The organism is Limnospira fusiformis SAG 85.79, assembly GCF_012516315.1.
Classification (GTDB): Bacteria; Cyanobacteriota; Cyanobacteriia; order Cyanobacteriales; family Microcoleaceae; genus Limnospira; species Limnospira fusiformis.
The window spans coordinates 1141949-1163646 of the sequence record NZ_CP051185.1; the positions used below are offsets into that span (position 1 = coordinate 1141949).

The 21698-nt window shown below is 45.0% G+C and carries 16 protein-coding genes and 7 pseudogenes; 9 read left to right on the plus strand and 14 right to left on the minus strand.

The features are described from left to right. Window positions 1-433 precede the first annotated feature (433 nt). Window positions 434-1004 (plus strand): annotated as a pseudogene (locus tag HFV01_RS05525) (reverse transcriptase N-terminal domain-containing protein); the annotation flags it as partial. 64 nt (window positions 1005-1068) lie between these two features. Here the strand turns inward: HFV01_RS05525 and HFV01_RS05530 are convergent. Beyond that, a protein-coding gene (locus HFV01_RS05530) for an IS630-like element ISAtsp1 family transposase (protein WP_108614752.1) occupies window positions 1069-1945 on the minus strand; the annotation gives its coding sequence in 2 pieces (ribosomal slippage) (window positions 1069-1614 and window positions 1616-1945; 876 coding nt in all). Between the two features lie 87 nt (window positions 1946-2032). Here HFV01_RS05530 and HFV01_RS05535 point away from each other — a divergent pair. Then, window positions 2033-2967: pseudogene (locus tag HFV01_RS05535) on the plus strand (IS630-like element ISAtsp7 family transposase). Window positions 2968-2994: 27 nt separating this feature from the next. Here HFV01_RS05535 and HFV01_RS05540 read toward each other — a convergent pair. After that, window positions 2995-3327: pseudogene (locus HFV01_RS05540) on the minus strand (helix-turn-helix domain-containing protein); the annotation flags it as partial. 32 nt (window positions 3328-3359) lie between these two features. Next, the gene (locus HFV01_RS05545; protein WP_006669216.1) at window positions 3360-4430 is read right to left on the minus strand and encodes an IS4-like element ISAtsp3 family transposase; all 1071 of its coding nucleotides are present in this window, start codon (window positions 4428-4430) and stop codon (window positions 3360-3362) included. Between the two features lie 164 nt (window positions 4431-4594). Here HFV01_RS05545 and HFV01_RS05550 point away from each other — a divergent pair. Beyond that, window positions 4595-5218: pseudogene (locus HFV01_RS05550) on the plus strand (group II intron maturase-specific domain-containing protein); the annotation flags it as partial. Window positions 5219-5352: 134 nt separating this feature from the next. Here HFV01_RS05550 and HFV01_RS05555 read toward each other — a convergent pair. Next, entirely contained in the window at window positions 5353-5559 is a 207-nt protein-coding gene (locus HFV01_RS05555; RefSeq protein ID WP_150105332.1) for a hypothetical protein, read from the minus strand. Between the two features lie 203 nt (window positions 5560-5762). On the opposite strand from HFV01_RS05555, the gene HFV01_RS05560 reads away from it, so the two are divergent. After that, window positions 5763-6639, plus strand: a protein-coding gene (locus tag HFV01_RS05560) for an IS630 family transposase (RefSeq protein WP_318286178.1) whose coding sequence is annotated in 2 segments (ribosomal slippage) — window positions 5763-6575 and window positions 6577-6639 — 876 coding nt in all. Because the reading frame shifts where the segments join, the coding sequence is not laid out codon by codon here. 229 nt (window positions 6640-6868) lie between these two features. Here the strand turns inward: HFV01_RS05560 and HFV01_RS05565 are convergent. The 4 genes and pseudogenes from HFV01_RS05565 to HFV01_RS05580 form a co-directional block, all read right to left on the minus strand. Then, on the minus strand, window positions 6869-7048 hold the full coding sequence (locus HFV01_RS05565; protein WP_006625930.1) for a hypothetical protein: 180 nt from the start codon (window positions 7046-7048) through the stop codon (window positions 6869-6871). Window positions 7049-7442: 394 nt separating this feature from the next. Next, window positions 7443-7688, minus strand: a pseudogene (locus HFV01_RS05570) (transposase); the annotation flags it as partial. A 57-nt stretch (window positions 7689-7745) separates the two neighbouring features. After that, window positions 7746-10364, minus strand: coding sequence for an ATP-dependent chaperone ClpB (clpB, locus tag HFV01_RS05575; protein WP_008052989.1), 2619 nt, complete (start codon window positions 10362-10364; stop codon window positions 7746-7748). Window positions 10365-10581: 217 nt separating this feature from the next. Beyond that, entirely contained in the window at window positions 10582-12303 is a 1722-nt protein-coding gene (locus HFV01_RS05580; RefSeq protein WP_006624101.1) for a sensor histidine kinase, read from the minus strand. 368 nt (window positions 12304-12671) lie between these two features. Between HFV01_RS05580 and HFV01_RS05585 the strand changes: the two genes are divergently transcribed. The 5 genes from HFV01_RS05585 (at window position 12672) to HFV01_RS05605 (ending at window position 17163) form a co-directional block, all read left to right on the plus strand. Beyond that, complete coding sequence (locus tag HFV01_RS05585) at window positions 12672-13196, plus strand: DUF937 domain-containing protein (protein ID WP_006624102.1); 525 nt, start codon at window positions 12672-12674, stop codon at window positions 13194-13196. 21 nt (window positions 13197-13217) lie between these two features. After that, entirely contained in the window at window positions 13218-13511 is a 294-nt protein-coding gene (locus tag HFV01_RS05590; RefSeq protein WP_006617175.1) for a TIGR03792 family protein, read from the plus strand. Between the two features lie 262 nt (window positions 13512-13773). Next, window positions 13774-14589, plus strand: a complete 816-nt coding sequence (locus HFV01_RS05595; protein WP_006617174.1) for a hypothetical protein — start codon at window positions 13774-13776, stop codon at window positions 14587-14589. Between the two features lie 8 nt (window positions 14590-14597). Further along, on the plus strand, window positions 14598-15587 hold the full coding sequence (locus tag HFV01_RS05600) for a nucleoside hydrolase (RefSeq protein ID WP_006669215.1): 990 nt from the start codon (window positions 14598-14600) through the stop codon (window positions 15585-15587). 505 nt (window positions 15588-16092) lie between these two features. After that, window positions 16093-17163 (plus strand): IS4-like element ISAtsp3 family transposase, encoded by a 1071-nt coding sequence (locus HFV01_RS05605; RefSeq protein WP_006669216.1) that lies wholly within the window; start codon window positions 16093-16095, stop codon window positions 17161-17163. Window positions 17164-17193: 30 nt separating this feature from the next. On the opposite strand, the pseudogene HFV01_RS05610 reads toward HFV01_RS05605, so the two are convergent. From HFV01_RS05610 to HFV01_RS05635, 6 genes and pseudogenes are all read right to left on the minus strand, one after another. Then, window positions 17194-18069, minus strand: a pseudogene (locus HFV01_RS05610) (IS630 family transposase). A 271-nt stretch (window positions 18070-18340) separates the two neighbouring features. After that, on the minus strand, window positions 18341-18634 hold the full coding sequence (gene gatC, locus HFV01_RS05615; protein WP_006624110.1) for an Asp-tRNA(Asn)/Glu-tRNA(Gln) amidotransferase subunit GatC: 294 nt from the start codon (window positions 18632-18634) through the stop codon (window positions 18341-18343). A 20-nt stretch (window positions 18635-18654) separates the two neighbouring features. Further along, on the minus strand, window positions 18655-19176 hold the full coding sequence (locus tag HFV01_RS05620; RefSeq protein ID WP_006624111.1) for a photosystem I assembly protein Ycf3: 522 nt from the start codon (window positions 19174-19176) through the stop codon (window positions 18655-18657). Window positions 19177-19305: 129 nt separating this feature from the next. Then, window positions 19306-20442: an RNA-guided endonuclease InsQ/TnpB family protein gene (locus HFV01_RS05625; protein ID WP_231296530.1), complete on the minus strand. Its 1137-nt coding sequence runs from the start codon at window positions 20440-20442 to the stop codon at window positions 19306-19308. Then, window positions 20378-20986: pseudogene (locus HFV01_RS05630) on the minus strand (IS607 family transposase). The gene HFV01_RS05625 and the pseudogene HFV01_RS05630 overlap by 65 nt, the downstream one beginning before the upstream one ends. A gap of 272 nt (window positions 20987-21258) precedes the next feature. Continuing rightward, on the minus strand, window positions 21259-21669 hold the full coding sequence (locus tag HFV01_RS05635; protein ID WP_006624113.1) for a hypothetical protein: 411 nt from the start codon (window positions 21667-21669) through the stop codon (window positions 21259-21261). Between the last annotated feature and the right edge of the window lie 29 nt (window positions 21670-21698).

Sequence of the window (21698 nt, forward strand, 5' to 3'; positions counted from 1 at the left end):
AGACCGAAGCGGGGAACGGAAGGCTCCGAGGTGTAACCTAACACCAGAATCGAGACCACTGCCAACTATCTATGATTAGGGAAACCGAATGTCTGGCTTGAACCACCGTAACTAATAAGCAGCGAAATAGGTTGATACGCTGCGCTCAAAAGAGTAAGGGGAAAAGTAGGGTTTTCTATAGGACACCTACACAGACCTTTAAAGATACCCCGATGGATAGGACAAATCTAAAGATGGAATGCCCATATAAACGGAACGTTTTAACCCCTTTTAGGCTCTGATAATCTGGTCGAGAGAGTCAGTAGCGAAAAGTGTAAGCGTAAGCCTATTAGGGGGTGAGATGTGACCAGAAGCCAACGCCTTACTGTAATGATAAGGATATGCAGACGGGTCACGGTTTGATTGTAAAGAATAGAGTCTAGTAGGAGCACAAATGGCGCAGGCGAGTTTAAAGAAAGGCTTTGGTAAACCCAAACCAATCAAGACTACGAAAAACGCATGGAAAGCAATTCCATGGGCGAAAGTCCAGCGGAAAGTTTTCAAACTCCAAAAGAGGATATTTCAAGCAGCTAAATCGGGACAAGACGCAAAGGCAAGAAGGTTGCAACGTCTATTGGTGAAGTCATATTATGCCCGGCTCCTAGCAGTACGGCGAGTAACCCAAGATAATCAAGGCAAGAAAACGGCTGGAGTCGATGGAGTAAGAGCAATCTCTCCAAGGCAAAGGTTTGAACTGGTTGAGAGCATTAAGGGAAATCTCAAAGCCAAACCACTGCGACGGGTGTGGATTCCAAAACCTGGAAGGGATGAAAAAAGCGGGAATGGGAATACCCACTATCCAAGATAGAGCAAGGCAAGCCTTGGTCAAGTCGGCACTTGAGCCCGAATGGGAATCAAGATTTGAGGGCACAAGCTATGGGTTTAGACCTGGCAGGTCGGCTCAAGATGCAATAGCACGAATTTACTCAAGTATTAACAAAGGTGAATACTTCGTGTTAGATGCGGGTGCGAGACGTTCGGGTATGAAATAGGGCTGAAATGCCCGAAATATAGCATTAGTCAAGGTGGTTAGGACGCAGCTTTGAGAACGGAATCCATGGCATCATGGAGAGAATCAAACTGCTCAATGCAGTGGCGAATACGGGCTTTCAGCCACGACCAACATTTCTCTATCTTGTTGAGGTCTGGCGAATAAGGTGGTAGATAGAGTAAACGGCATTGAGCTGCCTCCACCAGTTCAGCAATCCGCCCCCCTTTATGAAACGTTGCATTGTCCAATACTAGAGTCTGACCTGGCTTCAATGTTGGAATTAAGATGAACTCCAACCACAACTCAAACACTGTCCGATTACAACAACCCTCAAAGCTAAAGGGAGCTAAGAGTTGTTGATGACACCATGCGGCTATCATACTTACCCTGCCCTGCCTCTTCCCTGATTTGAGTGCATGGAAGCGTTTTCCTTCCTCGCAGTAACCATAAGGGTAATCCGAGTCCTGACTATTCATGGCGGCTTCATCGAGGTAGACCACTTCTTGTGGCTCCATCTGTTCAATCTGAGCCATAAACTCCTCTCGCTGTTGCTTCCAACGTTCTTGGTAGCCGTAAGTTTTTTTTTCTGGTGAAGCCAATTTTCTTCAAGGCTCTGGATATGGTGCGAGGAGAGATGTCGTCATCCCAAAGTTCAGCCATTTGAGCTGCTGTTTTGTCGCCATGCTCTTGGGCAAAAGCCTTGAATTTCTGCCAGTCGGTAATTTTGTGGTTATTGCCAGGTCGGTGATGAGGTTTAGGGAGGAAGTCTCCGGTCTGTGCTTTTCTTTGCAGCCAGAGATTAATGGTGTTCCTGCTGACATGGAAAACTTGACTGGCTTCTGTTTTGGGCATACCGTCTAGTTCAATGGCATCAATAACTTTTTGTCTGAGGTCGTAACTATAGGGGGCTGGCATTTTTGGTCTTCTTAGTCATCTCGTCCTCTCCATTATACGTCCTAAGTATTCTGTCTTGTGCTATATAAGTTATCACAACCAACTACCATGAGCCGTTACTCTTTAGATTTTCGGAAAAAGATAGTAGAAGCCTATGAAAAAGGAGACACTTCTATCCGAAAAGTAGCGAAACGCTTTTTGGTGAGTCCAGACACGGTAAGGCGACTGGTCAAACAGTATCGATTAACGGGAGACTTATCTCCTCGTAAGTGTGGCACTAAAAAGAAAAGCATTTTATCTAAGCATGAGGAAGCCGTGATAGATATTGTAGAAGCCCACCCCGACCTGACCTTATGGCAATATAGTGATAAGCTCAGAGACAAGCTGGGCATAAATGTCAGTACGACCATGATAGATAGATTTTTAAAGCAGCACGATATAAGTCTCAAAAAAAAACATACAGGAGCGAAAAAGTAGTAACAGAAGAAGTACAGAAAGCGCGAGTAGATTATTGGGAAAGAATTAGAGATGTGGCTCGTGAAAAGCTTGTGTTTATTGATGAAAGTGGGTTATGGGTAGGGATGAGCAGACCGTTAGCCAGAGCGACGAAAGGGAAAAAAGTCTATGAACTGCGGAAATCCTATCGAGGTCAAAAAATGACAATAATTGGTGCAATTAAGCTCTCCGGAGGGGTGGCGACTCAAACATTAGAAGGGTCCATGAAAAAAGAGGATTTTCTCCAATTCATCAAGTTAGATTTATTGCCAAAATTAAAAAAAGGAGATGTAGTGGTAATGGATAACTGAAATTCTCATCATCGAGAAGAAGTCAAAGAAATGATAGAGTCAGTAGGAGCCAGGGTAGAATATCTGCCGGTGTATTCCCCTGAGTTTAACCCGATAGAGATGATGTGGTCACAGCTCAAAAGTTTAGTGTGCAAGTTCAGGACGGAGACCATGGAATTATTAGTGAGATTGGTAGAAGTGGCGGTAAGCCTTGTGGATTTACAGTGTTTGAATAACTGGTTTACCAAGTGTTGTTAATGTGCTTAATGATTGAGATAAAGGCTGTATATCGTGCTGCTTTAAAAATCTATCTATCATGGTCGTACTGACATTTATGCCCAGCTTGTCTCTGAGCTTATCACTATATTGCCATAAGGTCAGGTCGGGGTGGGCTTCTACAATATCTATCACGGCTTCCTCATGCTTAGATAAAATGCTTTTCTTTTTAGTGCCACACTTACGAGGAGATAAGTCTCCCGTTAATCGATACTGTTTGACCAGTCGCCTTACCGTGTCTGGACTCACCAAAAAGCGTTTCGCTACTTTTCGGATAGAAGTGTCTCCTTTTTCATAGGCTTCTACTATCTTTTTCCGAAAATCTAAAGAGTAACGGCTCATGGTAGTTGGTTGTGATAACTTATACAATAGCCCTAAGTACAGGACAAAAGTTGTAGAGCCTGGTGAAACCGCCCTGAAAACAAAGGCAGATTAGAGAAAGTGCGGCGTAGAAAATCGAAGCCAGTGCGGAAAAGACTCTGGGAGCGTCGTCCGTGAGCCTTCAAAGGAATGGGTGAACCTTGGTGAATCCACAAACCCACCTTCATAGCCCAAGTAAAAGCCAGGCTAAGCAAAGCCAATAAACGGCTCAAGCGCTCAGGGTCCTTAAAGTGAGTCGATTCGAGACAGAAGCCCCGAGTCTTCAAGGCTCCGAAGAGGTTTTCAATACCCCAACGCCGAGCATAGTCGGGGAGGGCCGTTTCGGGGCAAGCGTTAGTGATGAGAATCAACAACTCCCCCGAATCAGCCAGACGAGAGCCAATGACGTAAACCTGCCGTCCCCAAACCCAACGGCGACCCGAAAGCTGGCGAAATTCTCCGGGTCGCAGAGAATCAAACATTCGTTCGCCGCTACGCCGAGTTCCTCCTAACTTAGGACTAATCAGCTCGCTGTGGCGGATGCGTAGGCGGAAAGGAACCTCGGGGTCGATGAGAAGATACGAGAGCCAATCTCGCCCCACAAATTCCCGGTCAGCGGTCAGACAAGCCACCTCCACGTCAGGAAATAGTGCCTCGAAGCGGTCGAATAAGTCCATGCGTTCGCCACTGTTGCTATTGCCCTTTTTGTCAAGCATCGTCCACAGCAGGGGAAAGGCAATCCCCTCGTGGACGACTGCCAACATCAAGATGTTGAAATGGGTTTGACCGAAAGACCAACAGGTGCGGTCGAGACTAAGAGTCCAAGGTTGGGGAATGTCAATGAGGCTAACGACGAAACGGGCAATCTCTGCCCGGTCAAATTTGAATTGCCGAAAAAAACGTTGTAATCGCTGGTAATTTGAGGAAATTTGCACAGGATTTGCGAATACAGTCGCTATTTCCATCAGATTAACCGTCTTTGTTTGGAATAGCGCCATCAGGAACAGACAGACAAAGTTTAATCTCGCCCCGTGCCAGGGCAAGTGAGGGCGCAAAGTGTCTCGTAATCGGTTAAGCTCGTTCATGAGAGGGAAGTTTGGTTTGTGGTAATTCCGATGTAACCCTCTCACCCCAACTTGGCGCTACCCCCCCACCCCTCGACTTTCACCTCGGCCCGGAGCGCCCCCTTCAGAATTTTCGGCTAGATTCCCTTTTGGCTAAGACTTTCAGCTTTTTTGTCCTGTACTGAGTTAAACAACATAAAACAGCACCTCAATCAGCCCTGATTAGTAAACTAAACCCGATTATTCGTGGATGGTCAAATTACTACTCAGGGGTCGTCTCAATGGAGACTTTCAGTAAGCTAGACAATATAATCTGGCAAATGTTGCGGGCATGGACAGTGTCAAGATGCGGAAAGGCAAATTATGAAAAACTAGGAAACTATTTCAGTAATGGAACGGTTAAACTTAGCAATGGGAATGAAAGACAGGAAGCTTGGTTGTTCAGGACCAAAAATGGGTTCCAGTTATGGAAACATAGTTGGACTCCAATTGTTAGACATACCTTGATACGCCCGGAAGCAACACCATATGACGGAAACTGGACTTACTGGGCAACCAGACGAGGTCAGGCAATTGAAACGCCAAGTAGGGTAGCAAAACTACTCAAGAAGCAAAAAGGCAGGTGTACCTGGTGTGGGCAATACTTTACCCCATCAGACCTAATTGAAGTAGGCCACATTGTACCTCGAAGCCTCGGTGGAAAGGATGAATACAAAAATCTTCAGCTATTACATCGCCATTGTCACGATGATAAGACGGCACTAGATAACGCCAACGCTGTATCCCTAACAATGGAGCAATTAAACTAGGAGCCGTGTGAAGGGAAACTTTCATGCACGGTTCTGAATGGGAGGGGGTGAAGGTGACTTCACTCTCGACCCCTAATAAAACAAAGCAGGGAACTCAAAGTCAAAAACGCCAAACTGGAAATCTTAATGATTCCTTAACAATTGCGTTTAAAGTAAAGGCGGTAGCCACCCCCAGTTTTGGGAATCACAAACCCAGGATTGAAGCGGGGAACGGAAGGCGTGAAGTAGAACCTACTACCAGATGCGACCACTGCCAACCATCCATGATTAGGGAAACCGAATGTTCGGCTTGAACCATCGATAACACTAAGCAGCGAAATAGGTTGTGACGCTGCGCCCAAAAGGGCAAGGGGAAAAGTAGGGTAATCGCAACATCACCTACACAGACTTTTAAAGGTACCCCGGTGGATAGAACAAATCTAAAGTTGGAATGCCCATATAAACGGAACGTTTAAACCCCTCATAGGCTCTCTAATAAATATAGCACAAGACAGAACACTTAGGACGTATAATGGAGAGGACGAGATGACTAAGAAGACCAAAAATGCCAGCCCCCTATAGTTACGACCTCAGACAAAAAGTTATTGATGCCATTGAACTAGACGGTATGCCCAAAACAGAAGCCAGTCAAGTTTTCCATGTCAGCAGGAACACCATTAATCTCTGGCTGCAAAGAAAAGCACAGACCGGAGACTTCCTCCCTAAACCTCATCACCGACCTGGCAATAACCACAAAATTACCGACTGGCAGAAATTCAAGGCTTTTGCCCAAGAGCATGGCGACAAAACAGCAGCTCAAATGGCTGAACTTTGGGATGACGACATCTCTCCTCGCACCATATCCAGAGCCTTGAAGAAAATTGGCTTCACCAGAAAAAAAACTTACGGCTACCAAGAACGTTGGAAGCAACAGCGAGAGGAGTTTATGGCTCAGATTGAACAGATGGAGCCGGAAGAAGTGGTCTACCTCGATGAAGCCGCCATGAATAGTCAGGACTCGGATTACCCTTATGGTTACTGCGAGGAAGGAAAACGCTTCCATGCACTCAAATCAGGGAAGAGGCAGGGCAGGGTAAGTATGATAGCCGCATGGTGTCATCAACAACTCTTAGCTCCCTTTAGCTTTGAGGGTTGTTGTAATCGGACAGTGTTTGAGTTGTGGTTGGAGTTCATCTTAATTCCAACATTGAAGCCAGGTCAGACTCTAGTATTGGACAATGCAACGTTTCATAAAGGGGGACGGATTGCTGAACTGGTGGAGGCAGCTCAATGCCGTTTACTCTATCTTCCGCCTTATTCGCCAGACCTCAACAAGATAGAGAAATGTTGGTCGTGGCTGAAAGCCCGTATTCGCCACTGCACGTGAGCAGTTTGATTCTCTCCATGATGCCATGGATTCCGTTCTCAAAGCTGCGTCCTAACCACCTTGACTAATGCTATAAGTGAGCAATATTACTCACAAGAGTAGTGAAAAGTGTAAGCGTATGGTGCGAGACGTTCGGGTATGAAATAGGGCTGAAATGCCCGAAATAACTACCCGGTGAGGATTCCAGCTCCGAATCTGGATATAAGGAGACCTCTCCTGACCATCCTCATAACTGGTTATATGTCCCGACGCTTAGGGAACTAAGCAAGGCAGGGAACTCAAGGTCATAAACGAACTGAGAAATCAGGGAGTAGAGAGTAACGGCGATAGCCACCCCCAGTTTTGGAAATCATAACTCCAGGATTGAAGCGGGGAACGGAAGGCGTGAGGTAGAACCTACTACCAAGACGCGACCACTGCCAACCATCTATGATTAGCAAGACCGAATGTCCGACTTGAACCATCGTAATACACTAGCAGCGAAATAGGTTGACACGCTGCGCTCAAAAGGGCAAGGGGAAAAGTAGGGGGTTCGTGCGACTACCTACACAGACCTTTAAAAGTACCCCGGCGGAGAGGACAAATCTAACGATGGAATGCCCATATAATCGGAACGTTGTAACCCCTCTAATGCTCTGCCTATAAATAAGTGAGTAATGCTATTCACAAGGTAGTAGTGAAAAATGTAAGCGCATGCTTAGAGGGTGAAGGATGTGACCAGAAGCTAAAGCCCAATTGTCATGGTTGGGATATGCCCACAGGTCACGGTGGGGATATAGATACTGCGGTCAGTAAGAGTATAATGGCGAGGACGAGTTTAAAGACTACGTGGTGCATATATAGCATTAGTCAAGGTGGTTAGGACGCAGCTTTGAGAACGGAATCCATGGCATCATGGAGAGAATCAAACTGCTCAATGCAGTGGCGAATACGGGCTTTCAGCCACGACCAACATTTCTCTATCTTGTTGAGGTCTGGCGAATAAGGTGGTAGATAGAGTAAACGGCATTGAGCTGCCTCCACCAGTTCAGCAATCCGCCCCCCTTTATGAAACGTTGCATTGTCCAATACTAGAGTCTGACCTGGCTTCAATGTTGGAATTATATATTTTCAATAACCTCGTGATTGTTAAGGATAAAGAATCAGTTAAAATTTAGTTTCTTACTTGATGATTAGTTCTCTGGGTAATTTCTTGAAAGAAAGCCGCTCATTTTCGACATCAACATAGATGGTATTTCCATCATTAAACTCTCCCCGAAGAATGCCTTTGGCAATTTGTGTTTCTAGTTCCTGTTGAATAGCTCGTTTGAGGGGACGGGCTCCATAAACGGGGTCAAAACCGACATCAGCTAGGTAGTCCAGGGCGCTCTCAGACAATTTTAAGGACATTTTATGCTGCTCTAGGCGCTGAGAAAGATTGCCTAATTGTAGGAGGACAATTTCGCGCAATTGGTGGGGTTTGAGAGAGTGGAAAATAATAATTTCATCAATGCGATTAAGAAACTCTGGACGAAAAGCCGATCGCATAGAATCCATAACCCGGTGACGCATTTCCTCATAGCGAGAATCATCGCCAGCAATATCCAAAATATACTGCGACCCAATGTTACTGGTCATAATAATGATAGTATTTTTGAAATCGACAGTACGACCTTGAGCATCAGTCACTCGACCATCATCAAGAATCTGAAGCATGACATTAAAGACATCAGGATGAGCCTTTTCTATCTCATCAAACAGAATGACAGCATAGGGACGGCGGCGGATCGCCTCAGTGAGTTGTCCTCCCTCATCATAACCTACATATCCGGGAGGAGCGCCCAAAAGGCGGGAAACGGAGTGTTTCTCCATGTATTCAGACATATCAACACGCACGATCGCCTCTTCGGTGTCAAATAGGTAGGAGGCTAAAGCCTTAGCTAGTTCGGTTTTACCGACTCCGGTTGGTCCGAGGAAGATAAAACTAGCCACAGGTCGGTTAGGGTCGGACAGACCAGCGCGCGATCGCTGAATAGAGTCAGCGACGGCTGTTACAGCTTCATCCTGTCCCACTACCCGTTGATGTAACTCATCTTCTAAATGCAGTAATTTCTCCTTCTCAGATTCGACTAATTTACTAATAGGAATCCCCGTCCACTTAGAGATAATTTCAGCAATATCAGACTCGGTTACTTCTTCCCGGAGGAGAGTTTTCCCTCCGGTTTGAGTATCTTGTAATTGTGACTCAGCTTGATGGAGTTGTTTTTTGAGAGCTTCCAGGGTCCCATATTTCAACTCAGCAGCGCGGTTGAGATCGTAATTACGTTCGGCTTGTTGAATTTCAATGTTAACCCGATCAATCTCTTCTTTGAGGGACTGAATATGGGTAATTGTATTTTTTTCCGACTCCCACTGAGCGCTGAGGGTGCGTTGTTCTTCCTTCAGGTTGGCTAAGTCTTTTTCCAGTCGTTCTAACCTTTCTTGGGAGGCGGTATCACTTTCTTTTTGCAAAGACAGTTTTTCCATTTCTAATTGGAGGATTTTCCGGTCGATTTCGTCTAGTTCCTCCGGCTTAGAAGTGATTTCCATTTTCAACTTAGCAGCGGCTTCGTCTACCAAGTCGATCGCCTTATCAGGAAGGAAGCGATCGCTAATATAGCGAGTAGACAGAGTAGCCGCCGCCACCAAAGAACTATCAGAAATCTTCACCCCATGATGAACCTCATAGCGTTCTTTCAAGCCTCGTAAAATCGAGATAGTATCAACCACATTAGGCTGATCAACGTAAACCTGCTGAAAACGTCGCTCTAAGGCTGCATCTTTCTCAATATACTTACGATATTCATCTAAGGTTGTGGCACCAATACAGCGCAACTCACCCCTAGCTAACATAGGTTTCAGGAGGTTTCCCGCATCCATCGCACCTTGGGTAGCTCCCGCACCAACAACGGTGTGAATCTCATCAATAAATAGGATGATTTTACCTTCCGAGTCCGTCACTTCTTTCAGGACTGCTTTTAAGCGTTCTTCAAATTCTCCCCGAAACTTAGCCCCCGCAATAAGTGACCCCATATCCAGTGCTATTAGTTTTCTTTCTTGGAGAGATTGAGGCACATCTCCGGCGATAATACGTTGAGCCAATCCTTCTGCGATCGCAGTTTTTCCAACTCCTGGTTCCCCAATTAAAACCGGATTATTTTTAGTGCGCCGACTCAAAATTTGAATAGTGCGACGGATTTCTTCATCCCGACCAATTACCGGGTCTAATTTCCCCATACGCGCCGCTTCAGTTAAATCGCGTCCATATTTCTCCAAGGCTTCATATTTGCCTTCCGGGTTCTGATCTGTCACAGTTTGATTTCCTCGAATTTGGGTAATAATTTGTTGAAGTTTCGCTTCATCTAGTCGAAATTCTTGATAGAGAGTTTTACCAAATCTAGCATCTTTAGTGTAAGCCAATAACAGATGCTCAACCGATATATATTCGTCTCCATATTGTTGGCGGTAGGCTTCAGCGTTGTCTAACAGCGTATCTAAAGTGCGACCTAAATATACGTTGGTGCTGTTTCCTTTAATTTTCGGTTGACGATTAATAAAGTTTTCCGTACTTTCCCGGACCTTAGCTACTGATATTCCCGCTTTGTTAAATAAACTATTAGCCAGTCCATCTTGCTCTAGCAAGGCTTTCATCAAATGCTCAGTTTCGATTTGTTGTTGTTGAGCCTGTTTGACTATATCGGGAGTTTGTGCTAAGGCTTGCCATGCTTTTTCTGTAAATTTACTCGGATCTGTGGGTTGCATAATTTATAACCTCCTATACTGATTTTATCTAATAATTGACTGCTATTAACCATGGGGGACCTTTGGCGGAAGATTTTGATAAGAATGCCATCATTTTCTCAAGGTTTGAGTCTGTCCGACTATTTATAGACTTTAGCTTAATTGACTAGGGGCATTAGTTCTCTATTCCTAACCTTCGGGGTACGGATCACCGAAGTGATCAGCAGAGCTATGGTGGCTACAAATACTGACCAGAGACGTGGACTGGCAGCCAAACGACAAAGGTCGAGCCTACTCCTTCACGGCTTTTGACATAAATGCCGCCGCCTAAAATCTCACACAGTCGTTGGCTGATAGCGAGTCCTAAACCAGTGCCACCAAATCGTTTAGTTGTGGAAGCGTCAGCTTGGATAAAGGCTTTAAAAATGTGTTTAACCTGTTCTTTATTCATACCAATTCCTGTGTCTTTGACCTGAAAAACTAAATACTGAGTTTTAGCACTGGCAAATTTTTCGGCATTCAAGGTGTCTTTTTTCCACTCATTGGGAATTTTGGTTACTCGCTGCACTTGCAGGGTAATGGTTCCTTTATTGGTAAATTTGGAAGCATTACTTAATAGGTTTAATAGCACTTGTCTGACTTTGGGTAAGTCGGCATACATGGTGCCGAGGTCTTTGGCGGTTTTGACTTTCAGAGCGTTATGATTTTTTTCGGTTAAGGGGGTGGCGGTGGCTACGACATCATCAATTAATTGTTGTACGGCAAAATCTTCGAGATACAGGGTGACATGACCTGCTTCGATTTTGGAGATATCCAAAATATCACTAATCATGTCTAAGAGGTGTTTCCCGGCGGTTTGAATCCTCTCTAAATCGGGTAAAAAATCATCGTAGCCTAAATCTTTTGATTCTTCGTGCAGCATTTCGCTATAGCCAATAATGGCGTTTAAGGGGGTGCGAAGTTCATGGCTCATGTTGGCTAAAAATACGCTTTTTGATCGGTTGGCTGCTTCGGCGGCAATTTTGGCTTTTTGGAGTTCTTCGGTGTATTGTGCCACTCGTTTAATTAGTTGGTTAAGGGTGGTTGTGAGTTTGCCGATTTCTGTATGCTGGTCTTCCATTAGGGGAATTCTTAGGGCAAAATCGGAATCTTCTCCTACTTGATCAGCAATGTCAATCATTTTTTCAATCGGATCGGCGATCGCTTTACCTGTATATTTGGCTAGTAACCAACCTAAAACTATAGCGGTTAATAAACTTATTAATATAATGTTACGAGCGATACTTTGTCCGGTTTGTAATTCAACTAAGGCTAAGTCGGCGCGATCGCGGAAATTAACCGCTAACCGCAATGCTTCCCCAGACAAATCATAGAGGTTAGTGGCGGCGGGGCTGTTGTTGAAGTTGTTTAATGATTGTTGGATTATTTGTAGATTTTCTGGGCTATTATTACCAGTTTCTGTAGCTGGAAATATGCGGTTTATTTCCTCTGTATATACAGCGATCGCACTGCTATAATCCTGCAAAATTTCTTGTAATCTTTGATAGTCTGGCTGGATTTTAGGGTCCGTGGTGCTAGGCACTTCCTGCCAATTGTTCAGAGCCAGTTGTAATTGAAAAATTTCTGACCTAATTTGGGAAATTATGATTAATATTTTGTCGGGGTTGTTGATATTATTAACCAGCTTTTTTTGCTGGTCTTTTAGGTCAAAAATATTCGTATCTAAGTTAATTAAAAAATGGGCTTGGTTGTGATTAATCTTAAACTGTTTATTACTGTTATTGGTGAGAACTGTGTTAACTACAAATCCGGTTAACACACCCCCGACGGCTACACCGAGAACAATCATATAGCCACTACTAATTTTTTGCCGAATTCCCAAATTATTGAAAAACGGCAGAGACAACCCCCAAGGAGTTAGGGTATTTGAAGAATTGGGTTTGGGTGAGGTTTGAGGCATCCGTTGCTTTACAATTAGCCAGGAAGGTCTACAAAATACCAGGCGTAACCCTCGGTTCTGATGGCTGTCAGAATTTTAGATTTTGGGGATGTCTGATATTATTATCGGTATCTATAATTCAGGCGGCACATTCAGGATCAAGTTGAGCAGAAGGTGAGAACCTACTGGACAAGTATTCTAGCATTTTAATAAGTCAATTTTGATCAACCTTTGATAAACTTAATGAAGTTGGGAGATGCACGCTCAACAGTGTGCATGGGTCAAGGAACTTTGATAGTCCCCAGGCTATCTGCAAATTTTGGTTTTGGCATGGTGATGGCGCTAGGGGTACACTAGAAGTAAATTTAGTGAATGACGGGTAATTGTCCATGAAACTATTTGATCAAATTGTCGGTGCATTGAATAACCCAGCACTGCAAGCCAACATTAACCAAATTAATGATCTCATAAATACGGCACAACAGCTAGGGGTTAACTTTGGTGGGTCTCCGGAAACCACCCAGGCGGTGATGTCTGTGGTGGGGGACTATGTGCGATCGGCACTCAAGGAAAAGTGCAACCAGGAAGGCAAGGAGTCAGTACAATCCTTTGTTAATCAGTATAGTGGTATCCAAGCGAATCCTGCTGTGGTACAATTGCTATTTTCTCCCCAAACGCAAAATCGACTGATTGAAGCGGTCGAACAGCGCACCGGAGTTAATGCTCAGACTATTAGAAGTTTGCTGCCCCTATTGGTTCCTGTGGTTTTGAACTTTTTGCAAACTGGGACTAATAGCCAAGATCCACAAAAAGGCGAAAATCCGGTTTTGACGAGTTTCTTAGATAGTACCGGTGATGGAGAGGCTGATATTGCGGGTGTGCTGCGACTAGCTAGTAGCTTTTTTAAGCGCTAATCTGATAATTGGTCTAATGATATGGTGATTGAATGGTTACGGTTTAAGGTTCCCCCAACACTGTGGGAAGCCTTTATTCAGAAGGATGAACAGGTTTGGACAGAAGGACTGAAGCAGTTTCCGGGTTTTATTGGTAAGGAAACTTGGGTTGACCCCAAACTCGAAGAGGTGATCCTAGTAATTCGCTGGGAAACTCGCGAACAGTGGAAGTCCATTCCCACAGAAGCCTTAGAAAAGCTAGACCTAGCCATGGGTGATCTGAAAATGCCGATTATTGAAAGCTATGAGTATCAGGTGCGTAAGTTCCTACATTAAGGATTGAGGAAGATTAGCTGAATTTGTCAATGAGGGCAAACATAAGGTTAAGGGTCAGTAAACCTACCCCAATCAGGAGTCCGATAAACGTGGCAATACTCAAAAATGGACGAATTTTGGCGAATCCCTGGTTTGGTTTTGGTTCCATAAAACGGATAACTCCTGCTAGGCAACATATCGGACAATTACGGATTAGACTGGGATTATAACATAATTGCTTGTAGCATAATCGACCTGCTCACTTTTAACCTAAATTGAAATCATGGCTATGTTTTCTCCGATTTCTCACCCAAATCAATCTGTACTTAACCATAATCACAGTGCTGCCATGCCCAAACCTAATTCGTCAGAGTCTGATCTGTTAGCCTCGTCTTTACCTCAGCGCCACTGGTTGGAGTGGGCAGAATATATTTCTTTGGCAAGTTCTGCTATTGGGTCGGTGGTGGTGGCGCTTTCGGGTCAGGCTTTCTATGGGGTTGCGCCTCTGACTGTGGCTCTCTCTCTTAATGTTGCTAACCGACATCGCCTACAACAGTCTATGGGGGAAACTCAGGCTGATGTGGTTGAGGTTCGGGAGTCGGTGGAGGTTTTGGAACAAAAGGCGGTGCGGGCAATTTTGGGGTTGCGCCAACAACTAAGGGGAGATATTGAGGCACTACAAAGCCAATTACCAGAGCCTGTAAGTGAGGATGAATTGATGAGGGTTCGTGGGTCAAAACAGGTGGCTGTGTTAACGGAGTCTGTGGCTTCGTTTCAGAGTGAAATGTCTCAGGCTTTGGATGAGATGGAACAGCAGTTTCACCAGGAAATTGCCCCTTTACAGGGTAGTGTGATTGAGTTACAAAATGCGATCGCATTATTACAAAATCAACAGGGTAAATTGACAACTCCTGTTCAGCGGCAGGCGGGTGATGTGTCTCAAATTCAGGCTGAAATAGAACGCATATCTAATGAAAACGAGACAATTATTAAACCTCATATAAAACGTTTGCTTTTGGTAGTTAAACAAATGCAAAAAACTGAGAGTAATAATTATTTACCTCGTCCACCCAAACCCAATTCTAATAATAAGAATTAGCTGGCAATATGACATTAACAATAAAGCCGAGAAAAATTCTCTTAGATACTGACCCAGGTGGGGATGATGTGTTCGCTTTGCTATGGTTGCAAAGTTTGGTTAGCCAAGGTATGGCTGAATTGGTGGCGGTGACAACTGCAGAAGGAAATGTGGAGGCTCAACGCACTTTTACCACGGCTAGTCAGGTTCTGGCTTGGACTGGAATGGATGGGGTGACGGTGGGTCGTGGGGTGATGGGGGTTAATTCTTTGGTGGGAAATGCTAGTCATATTCACGGGGATGATGGTATCGGGAATTTGTCGGATACTTTACCGCCGCCTACCCATAATTTTGAGGAGGCTTTGGGTTCGCCACAGGTGATTATTGACTGTTTAGAAAAATATCCAGGGGAAATTACTATAGCAGCGATCGCCCCTTTAACTAATTTAGCCGCCGCAGAACAAATACGCCCAGGTATTCTCAAGTTAGCGCGGGAAATTGTGATTATGGGGGGTTCTTTTCATTTGGGGGGAAATGTTACCCCCCATGGAGAGTTTAATATTATTTATAACCCGGAAGCGGCGGCTACTGTTTTCGCCAGTCGTCATGATTTGGTGATGATTTCCTTAGATGTTACCCAGCATTTAATTTTCACCCCAGAAATTAGCGATCGCATAGCCGCAGTTAATCCCCAAAGTGCGATCGCAGAATTTATAGTTGATTTAGTCAAGTTCATGGTAACAACCGCCTTAAAAAACCGCCGCACTCGTGGGATTCCCGGTTTTTTAGTGCATGATGCCGCTACTATCGCTTATATATTCTACCCGGAATTATTCAAGTTTTACCGGGCGAAAGTTGAGATAGAAACCCAAGGAATATCAACTCGCGGTCTCACCTGGTTTGACCGCACCCATAAACCCAAATTAGATGTTAATAGTTGGGTAATTTCCGAGGTAGATGATGATATGTTTTTTGCGATTTTAGTCGAAGACTTGAAACAATTAATAATTAATAATTAATAATTAATAATTGATAATTGATAATTGATAATTAATTACCGATTACCGATTGTCCATGGCCGATTATCGATGGTTGAAAGGATTAATTTTCGTCGCTGAGAATTTGAGGAACTCGGAAGAAATCCCCTAACAATTAATAATTAATAATTAACAATTAATAATTAATAATTAATAATTAATTACCGATTACCGATTGTCCATGGCCGATTATCGATGGTTGAAAGGATTAATTTTCGTCGCTGAGAATTTGAGGAACTCGGAAGAAATCCCCTAACAATTAATAATTAATAATTAATAATTAATAATTAACAATTCATAATGGACAATTTATAATTGATAACTCAGTACAGGACAAAAAAGCTGAAAGTCTTAGCCAAAAGGGAATCTAGCCGAAAATTCTGAAGGGGGCGCTCCGGGCTGAGGTGAAAGTCGAGGGGTGGGGGGGTAGCGCCAAGTTGGGGTGAGAGGGTTACATCGGAATTACCACAAACCAAACTTCCCTCTCATGAACGAGCTTAACCGATTACGAGACACTTTGCGCCCTCACTTGCCCTGGCACGGGGCGAGATTAAACTTTGTCTGCCTGTTCCTGATGGCGCTATTCCAAACAAAGACGGTTAATCTGATGGAAATAGCGACTGTATTCGCAAATCCTGTGCAAATTTCCTCAAATTACCAGCGATTACAACGTTTTTTTCGGCAATTCAAATTTGACCGGGCAGAGATTGCCCGTTTCGTCGTTAGCCTCATTGACATTCCCCAACCTTGGACTCTTAGTCTCGACCGCACCTGTTGGTCTTTCGGTCAAACCCATTTCAACATCTTGATGTTGGCAGTCGTCCACGAGGGGATTGCCTTTCCCCTGCTGTGGACGATGCTTGACAAAAAGGGCAATAGCAACAGTGGCGAACGCATGGACTTATTCGACCGCTTCGAGGCACTATTTCCTGACGTGGAGGTGGCTTGTCTGACCGCTGACCGGGAATTTGTGGGGCGAGATTGGCTCTCGTATCTTCTCATCGACCCCGAGGTTCCTTTCCGCCTACGCATCCGCCACAGCGAGCTGATTAGTCCTAAGTTAGGAGGAACTCGGCGTAGCGGCGAACGAATGTTTGATTCTCTGCGACCCGGAGAATTTCGCCAGCTTTCGGGTCGCCGTTGGGTTTGGGGACGGCAGGTTTACGTCATTGGCTCTCGTCTGGCTGATTCGGGGGAGTTGTTGATTCTCATCACTAACGCTTGCCCCGAAACGGCCCTCCCCGACTATGCTCGGCGTTGGGGTATTGAAAACCTCTTCGGAGCCTTGAAGACTCGGGGCTTCTGTCTCGAATCGACTCACTTTAAGGACCCTGAGCGCTTGAGCCGTTTATTGGCTTTGCTTAGCCTGGCTTTTACTTGGGCTATGAAGGTGGGTTTGTGGATTCACCAAGGTTCACCCATTCCTTTGAAGGCTCACGGACGACGCTCCCAGAGTCTTTTCCGCACTGGCTTCGATTTTCTACGCCGCACTTTCTCTAATCTGCCTTTGTTTTCAGGGCGGTTTCACCAGGCTCTACAACTTTTGTCCTGTACTTAGAATTGATAATTATAGCATTAGTCAAGGTGGTTAGGACGCAGCTTTGAGAACGGAATCCATGGCATCATGGAGAGAATCAAACTGCTCAATGCAGTGGCGAATACGGGCTTTCAGCCACGACCAACATTTCTCTATCTTGTTGAGGTCTGGCGAATAAGGTGGTAGATAGAGTAAACGGCATTGAGCTGCCTCCACCAGTTCAGCAATCCGCCCCCCTTTATGAAACGTTGCATTGTCCAATACTAGAGTCTGACCTGGCTTCAATGTTGGAATTAAGATGAACTCCAACCACAACTCAAACACTGTCCGATTACAACAACCCTCAAAGCTAAAGGGAGCTAAGAGTTGTTGATGACACCATGCGGCTATCATACTTACCCTGCCCTGCCTCTTCCCTGATTTGAGTGCATGGAAGCGTTTTCCTTCCTCGCAGTAACCATAAGGGTAATCCGAGTCCTGACTATTCATGGCGGCTTCATCGAGGTAGACCACTTCTTGTGGCTCCATCTGTTCAATCTGAGCCATAAACTCCTCTCGCTGTTGCTTCCAACGTTCTTGGTAGCCGTAAGTTTTTTTTCTGGTGAAGCCAATTTTCTTCAAGGCTCTGGATATGGTGCGAGGAGAGATGTCGTCATCCCAAAGTTCAGCCATTTGAGCGGAGGTTTTGTGGCCATGCTCTTGGGCAAAAGCCTTGAATTTCTGCCAGTCGGTAATTTTGTGGTTATTGCCAGGTCGGTGATGAGGTTTAGGGAGGAAGTCTCCGGTCTGTGCTTTTCTTTGCAGCCAGAGATTAATGGTGTTCCTGCTGACATGGAAAACTTGACTGGCTTATGTTTTGGGCATACCGTCTAGTTCAATGGCATCAATAACTTTTTGTCTGAGGTCGTAACTATAGGGGGCTGGCATTTTTGGTCTTCTTAGTCATCTCGTCCTCTCCATTATACGTCCTAAGTGTTCTGTCTTGTGCTATAATTACCGATTACCGATTGTCCATGGCCGATTATCGATGGTTGAAAGGATTAATTTTCGTCGCTGAGAATTTGAGGAACTCGGAAGAAATTCCCTAACAATTAATAATTAATAATTAATAATTAACAATTAATAATGGACAATTTATAATTTATAATTAATTACCGATTACCGATTGTCCATTGCCGATTATTGATGGTTGAAAGGATTAATTTTCGTCGCTGAGAATTTGAGGAACTCGGAAGAAATCCCCATCAGGTTCTGGGGCGGCGGCGAGTAAAGCGTCGCGATTTGGATAGGGTTCAAGTTGATCAGGACGGGTGATATTGCTGACATCGATCGCCCGCATAGTAGGGGCGACTTTTTCCGTATCCAGCTCCTTGAGTTGTTCAAAGTAATCCAAAATACCATTCAATTCCTTAGTAAACTTTTCCTCTTCCGAGGGCTGTAGTTGTAAGCGAGCTAAGTGAGCCACTTTGCGGACTTCTTCGCGATCAATCATGCTGGTAATCCAACTCCTATTTAGAAGTAAACATCAATATCACTGCGGCCTGTTGTTTTCAGCCAGTTCTGAGCTTCAATGTAGTTATTAGGAGCGAGACGAATAGCGCGTTTCCAGTATTCTGCCGCTTCCCGATAGGCTTGTTCTGCGGCATCCTCATCTCCCGCTTCTTTGGCGCGATCGCCACGATAGTGGAAAATCACAGCAATATTATTGAGAGCCTGGGGAAGGCGGGGGTTGAGATCAATTGCTTGATGGTAATAATCTAGTGCTTGGTCATGTTCGCCGTTGCTGGTGTGAATCAAACCAATGTTATAGAGGATATAACTGCGATCGTTAGGATCTTGTTCAAGTTTGAGAGCCTCATAATAGTTTTCGAGAGCTTCTGCATATTCTCCATCAGCTTGAGCCGACATTCCATCGCGATAGTAGGCGAAGGCTTCTTTTGCCTCCCGGCTGGTAGGTAGCATTTTCAGAAGCATATCAGCCGCGACCGTAAAAGTCTTATCAATGAAATTATCGTTACGTTGAGTTCTGGGCATATTATAGGAGTCTCCACAGTAGGGGGGCGATCGCTTGGAGTTACCGCATCAGGGGCAAAACCAATATTAAGTTTACACCTTCGTTAATTGCTAGAGCAATCTAACCGGGTATTCTTGTTTCTGATACATTTACGCGACATTTATCCGGCTATTGCCTGACAATGCGACGATAGCACTATTACCCGTTAAGGTAACAGAGGCGGTATCCCGCAAAGCTTTTAGAAAGATTCCAAAAGCACCGTTCCAGTCCCTGGGTAGAGTGAACCCACACTCAGGACATCGGAACACTTTTGAGCCACCTAGCTGGGAATGCACATGACCACAGTGAGTACAGGTTTTGCTGGTGTATTCTTCCGTCACATCTACAACTGTGGTTCCAGTTATTTCCCCTTGATGTCTCAGGGTTAGTTTGAATCGATAATGCGCCCATGTCAGCATGGCGCGGGCAGTCTTGGATTTGATTAGACGCTTCACCTTGGCAACCATGTTGGAAGTCTCGAAGGTCGGCAGAAAAATTATACTGTAGTTGTGAGTCAAGTAGTGAGCAATTTGTTTGTGGGCTTCATCAACTAGATTGCGGATTTTGGTTCTCATTCGTTGATCCGCTTGCCTCATCCGTCGCCTTCTTGAACGACAGGGTTCCTTGGCGATTCGGCTCATCAAATCATCCAAATGTTGACATAGCCTAGTAATGCCTCCAATATCCCCGGAGCCCAATTCCAGAAATCGTGAACCATCAAACCCAGTTATGAAAGTTCGGACGCCCGGGTCTAATGCAATTACGCTAGTAGCGTCAGTTGGGGTAACGGCAACTGGTTCAGGGAAAATCGCCAACCATCGACCTTTGGTAAACACCAACTGAGTCCCTTGCCCGCAAGTTTTAGGGATAGCTTCGGAAACCATGAAAGTTAATCCTTTCGTTAGTCTTGGATACCAACTCCCTGAAGAGAAATTAGCATTGTTAAACTTGATGGCTTGAGAACTATCCCGACAGCTCCTAAACCTGGCGCCTGGACTGGCTGAAAAGGCGAGATAGGCATCAAAGATAGCATTCTGCCGAATATGGCCGGGTGTTTCTTTGACCCATGCAGGCAAGTCGCTCTGCATCACTTTATTGCGTAACTTTAACTTGCTTAGTCGTTTACCACTCCTAGATAATGCAATTGCTTGGTTGTAGCAATACCGACAAGCAGCCAGCCATTTACGCCAGACTTGATTTAGCTCCGGGCTGGGGTAAATCCGGATCTTCTTTGACCTGAGTTTTATATTTACGCAGTCCGTATAATCGGGAACTGAAGCAGTGGAGGATGGCGAGGATGTCCTCAACCATTTCTCGTTCTGGACTGAGACTTGTCTGGTTGAGAACCATGAGTGAGCACCTGTTTTGCTCACAGAGCCATCGAAACAAGTCAAATCCAAACCTTGCCAATCGGTCTTGGTGGGCAATGACAACCATGCGGACATCTCCTGACAAATGATGTCCCAGTCAGGCCAGCATTTTCTTTCCCTTGAAGTTGAGCCCGCCTCCGATTTCTGAGACGACTTCTGCTTCGGGGTAGAGGTTGGACAGTGCGGCCACCTGTCGGTTGAGGTCGGACTGCTGGGCGCGGCTACTAACTCTGGCATAGATAACGACTTTGCGTTTGTCACTGCCTGATTTGGCAGCAGTATATCACTCAACGTTGTATCGTCGTTGCCCAGCGGGGGTTCTGATGGTCTCGATTGAGCCATTGTCGTCCCATCTGCGGAGTGTTCTTTCATGGACTCCAAGGATTTGGGCGGCTTCCTTGGGTTTGACATATCTGGCAATAGGTTTATCCTCAACTCTTCTCGCTTATTATACCCTATTGCCCTAAAATATTAACCTAATTTGAGATTAAATCATGCTCTTTACTGTAGCAATGATTGCCTTGCGATGCAGCCTACACCCATTCGCTTCCAGATCCTTGAGTTACTGGCCCAAATTCATCTTGTCTGCGGGGTGGCGGGAACCGTTTTATATTCCCAAGGTATGGCGGTGGGGGTTTAATCCGGTTCCCAGAAACTGAATTTACGATAACAGGGAGAAAATCGCCAAAATCCCTACGAGTCTGGATTGGCTCGTTTCAACAAATCAGAGCGAATTAAACCACCCATCCAAGTCCAGTTTGTGCGTTCTTCTTTTGGTATAAAATGAGCCATGACAGTATCTGGACTACTTTGATAGAAAGTCTTAATTTCTGCCCGTGCCCACAGTCCCCAAGGCGCTCTGACCAGAATATGATCTCCGACCACAAACACCTCACCCTCAGAATTGTCAGCCTGGGGAAGTTTCACCGCAACTTTCGGCTTATGTTTAATGGGTTTTGAAGGTTTCACGGTGCGACTAGGAATGTGTTTGACAGTCCCAGTAGACCGAGAATGTTCTTGGGTGTTGGTAGTGGGCGATTCGGAACTAGGCTCAGGGGGTTTGTTTGGTCTAGTAACTGCTAAAATTTTGTGATTGCTATTCATTGACACTCCTGGATGCTACATCTCACCAT

What these genes read in the sequence shown, in the direction of transcription:
- HFV01_RS05545 (WP_006669216.1), bottom strand. Translation starts at nt 4,430, where the DNA reads ATGAACGAGCTTAACCGATTACGAGACACTTTGCGCCCTCACTTGCCC.
- HFV01_RS05565 (WP_006625930.1), bottom strand. Translation starts at nt 7,048, where the DNA reads ATGGTTCAAGTCGGACATTCGGTCTTGCTAATCATAGATGGTTGGCAG.
- clpB (WP_008052989.1), bottom strand. Translation starts at nt 10,364, where the DNA reads ATGCAACCCACAGATCCGAGTAAATTTACAGAAAAAGCATGGCAAGCC.
- HFV01_RS05580 (WP_006624101.1), bottom strand. Translation starts at nt 12,303, where the DNA reads ATGCCTCAAACCTCACCCAAACCCAATTCTTCAAATACCCTAACTCCT.
- HFV01_RS05585 (WP_006624102.1), top strand. Translation starts at nt 12,672, where the DNA reads ATGAAACTATTTGATCAAATTGTCGGTGCATTGAATAACCCAGCACTG.
- HFV01_RS05590 (WP_006617175.1), top strand. Translation starts at nt 13,218, where the DNA reads ATGGTGATTGAATGGTTACGGTTTAAGGTTCCCCCAACACTGTGGGAA.
- HFV01_RS05595 (WP_006617174.1), top strand. Translation starts at nt 13,774, where the DNA reads ATGGCTATGTTTTCTCCGATTTCTCACCCAAATCAATCTGTACTTAAC.
- HFV01_RS05600 (WP_006669215.1), top strand. Translation starts at nt 14,598, where the DNA reads ATGACATTAACAATAAAGCCGAGAAAAATTCTCTTAGATACTGACCCA.
- HFV01_RS05605 (WP_006669216.1), top strand. Translation starts at nt 16,093, where the DNA reads ATGAACGAGCTTAACCGATTACGAGACACTTTGCGCCCTCACTTGCCC.
- gatC (WP_006624110.1), bottom strand. Translation starts at nt 18,634, where the DNA reads ATGATTGATCGCGAAGAAGTCCGCAAAGTGGCTCACTTAGCTCGCTTA.
- HFV01_RS05620 (WP_006624111.1), bottom strand. Translation starts at nt 19,176, where the DNA reads ATGCCCAGAACTCAACGTAACGATAATTTCATTGATAAGACTTTTACG.
- HFV01_RS05635 (WP_006624113.1), bottom strand. Translation starts at nt 21,669, where the DNA reads ATGAATAGCAATCACAAAATTTTAGCAGTTACTAGACCAAACAAACCC.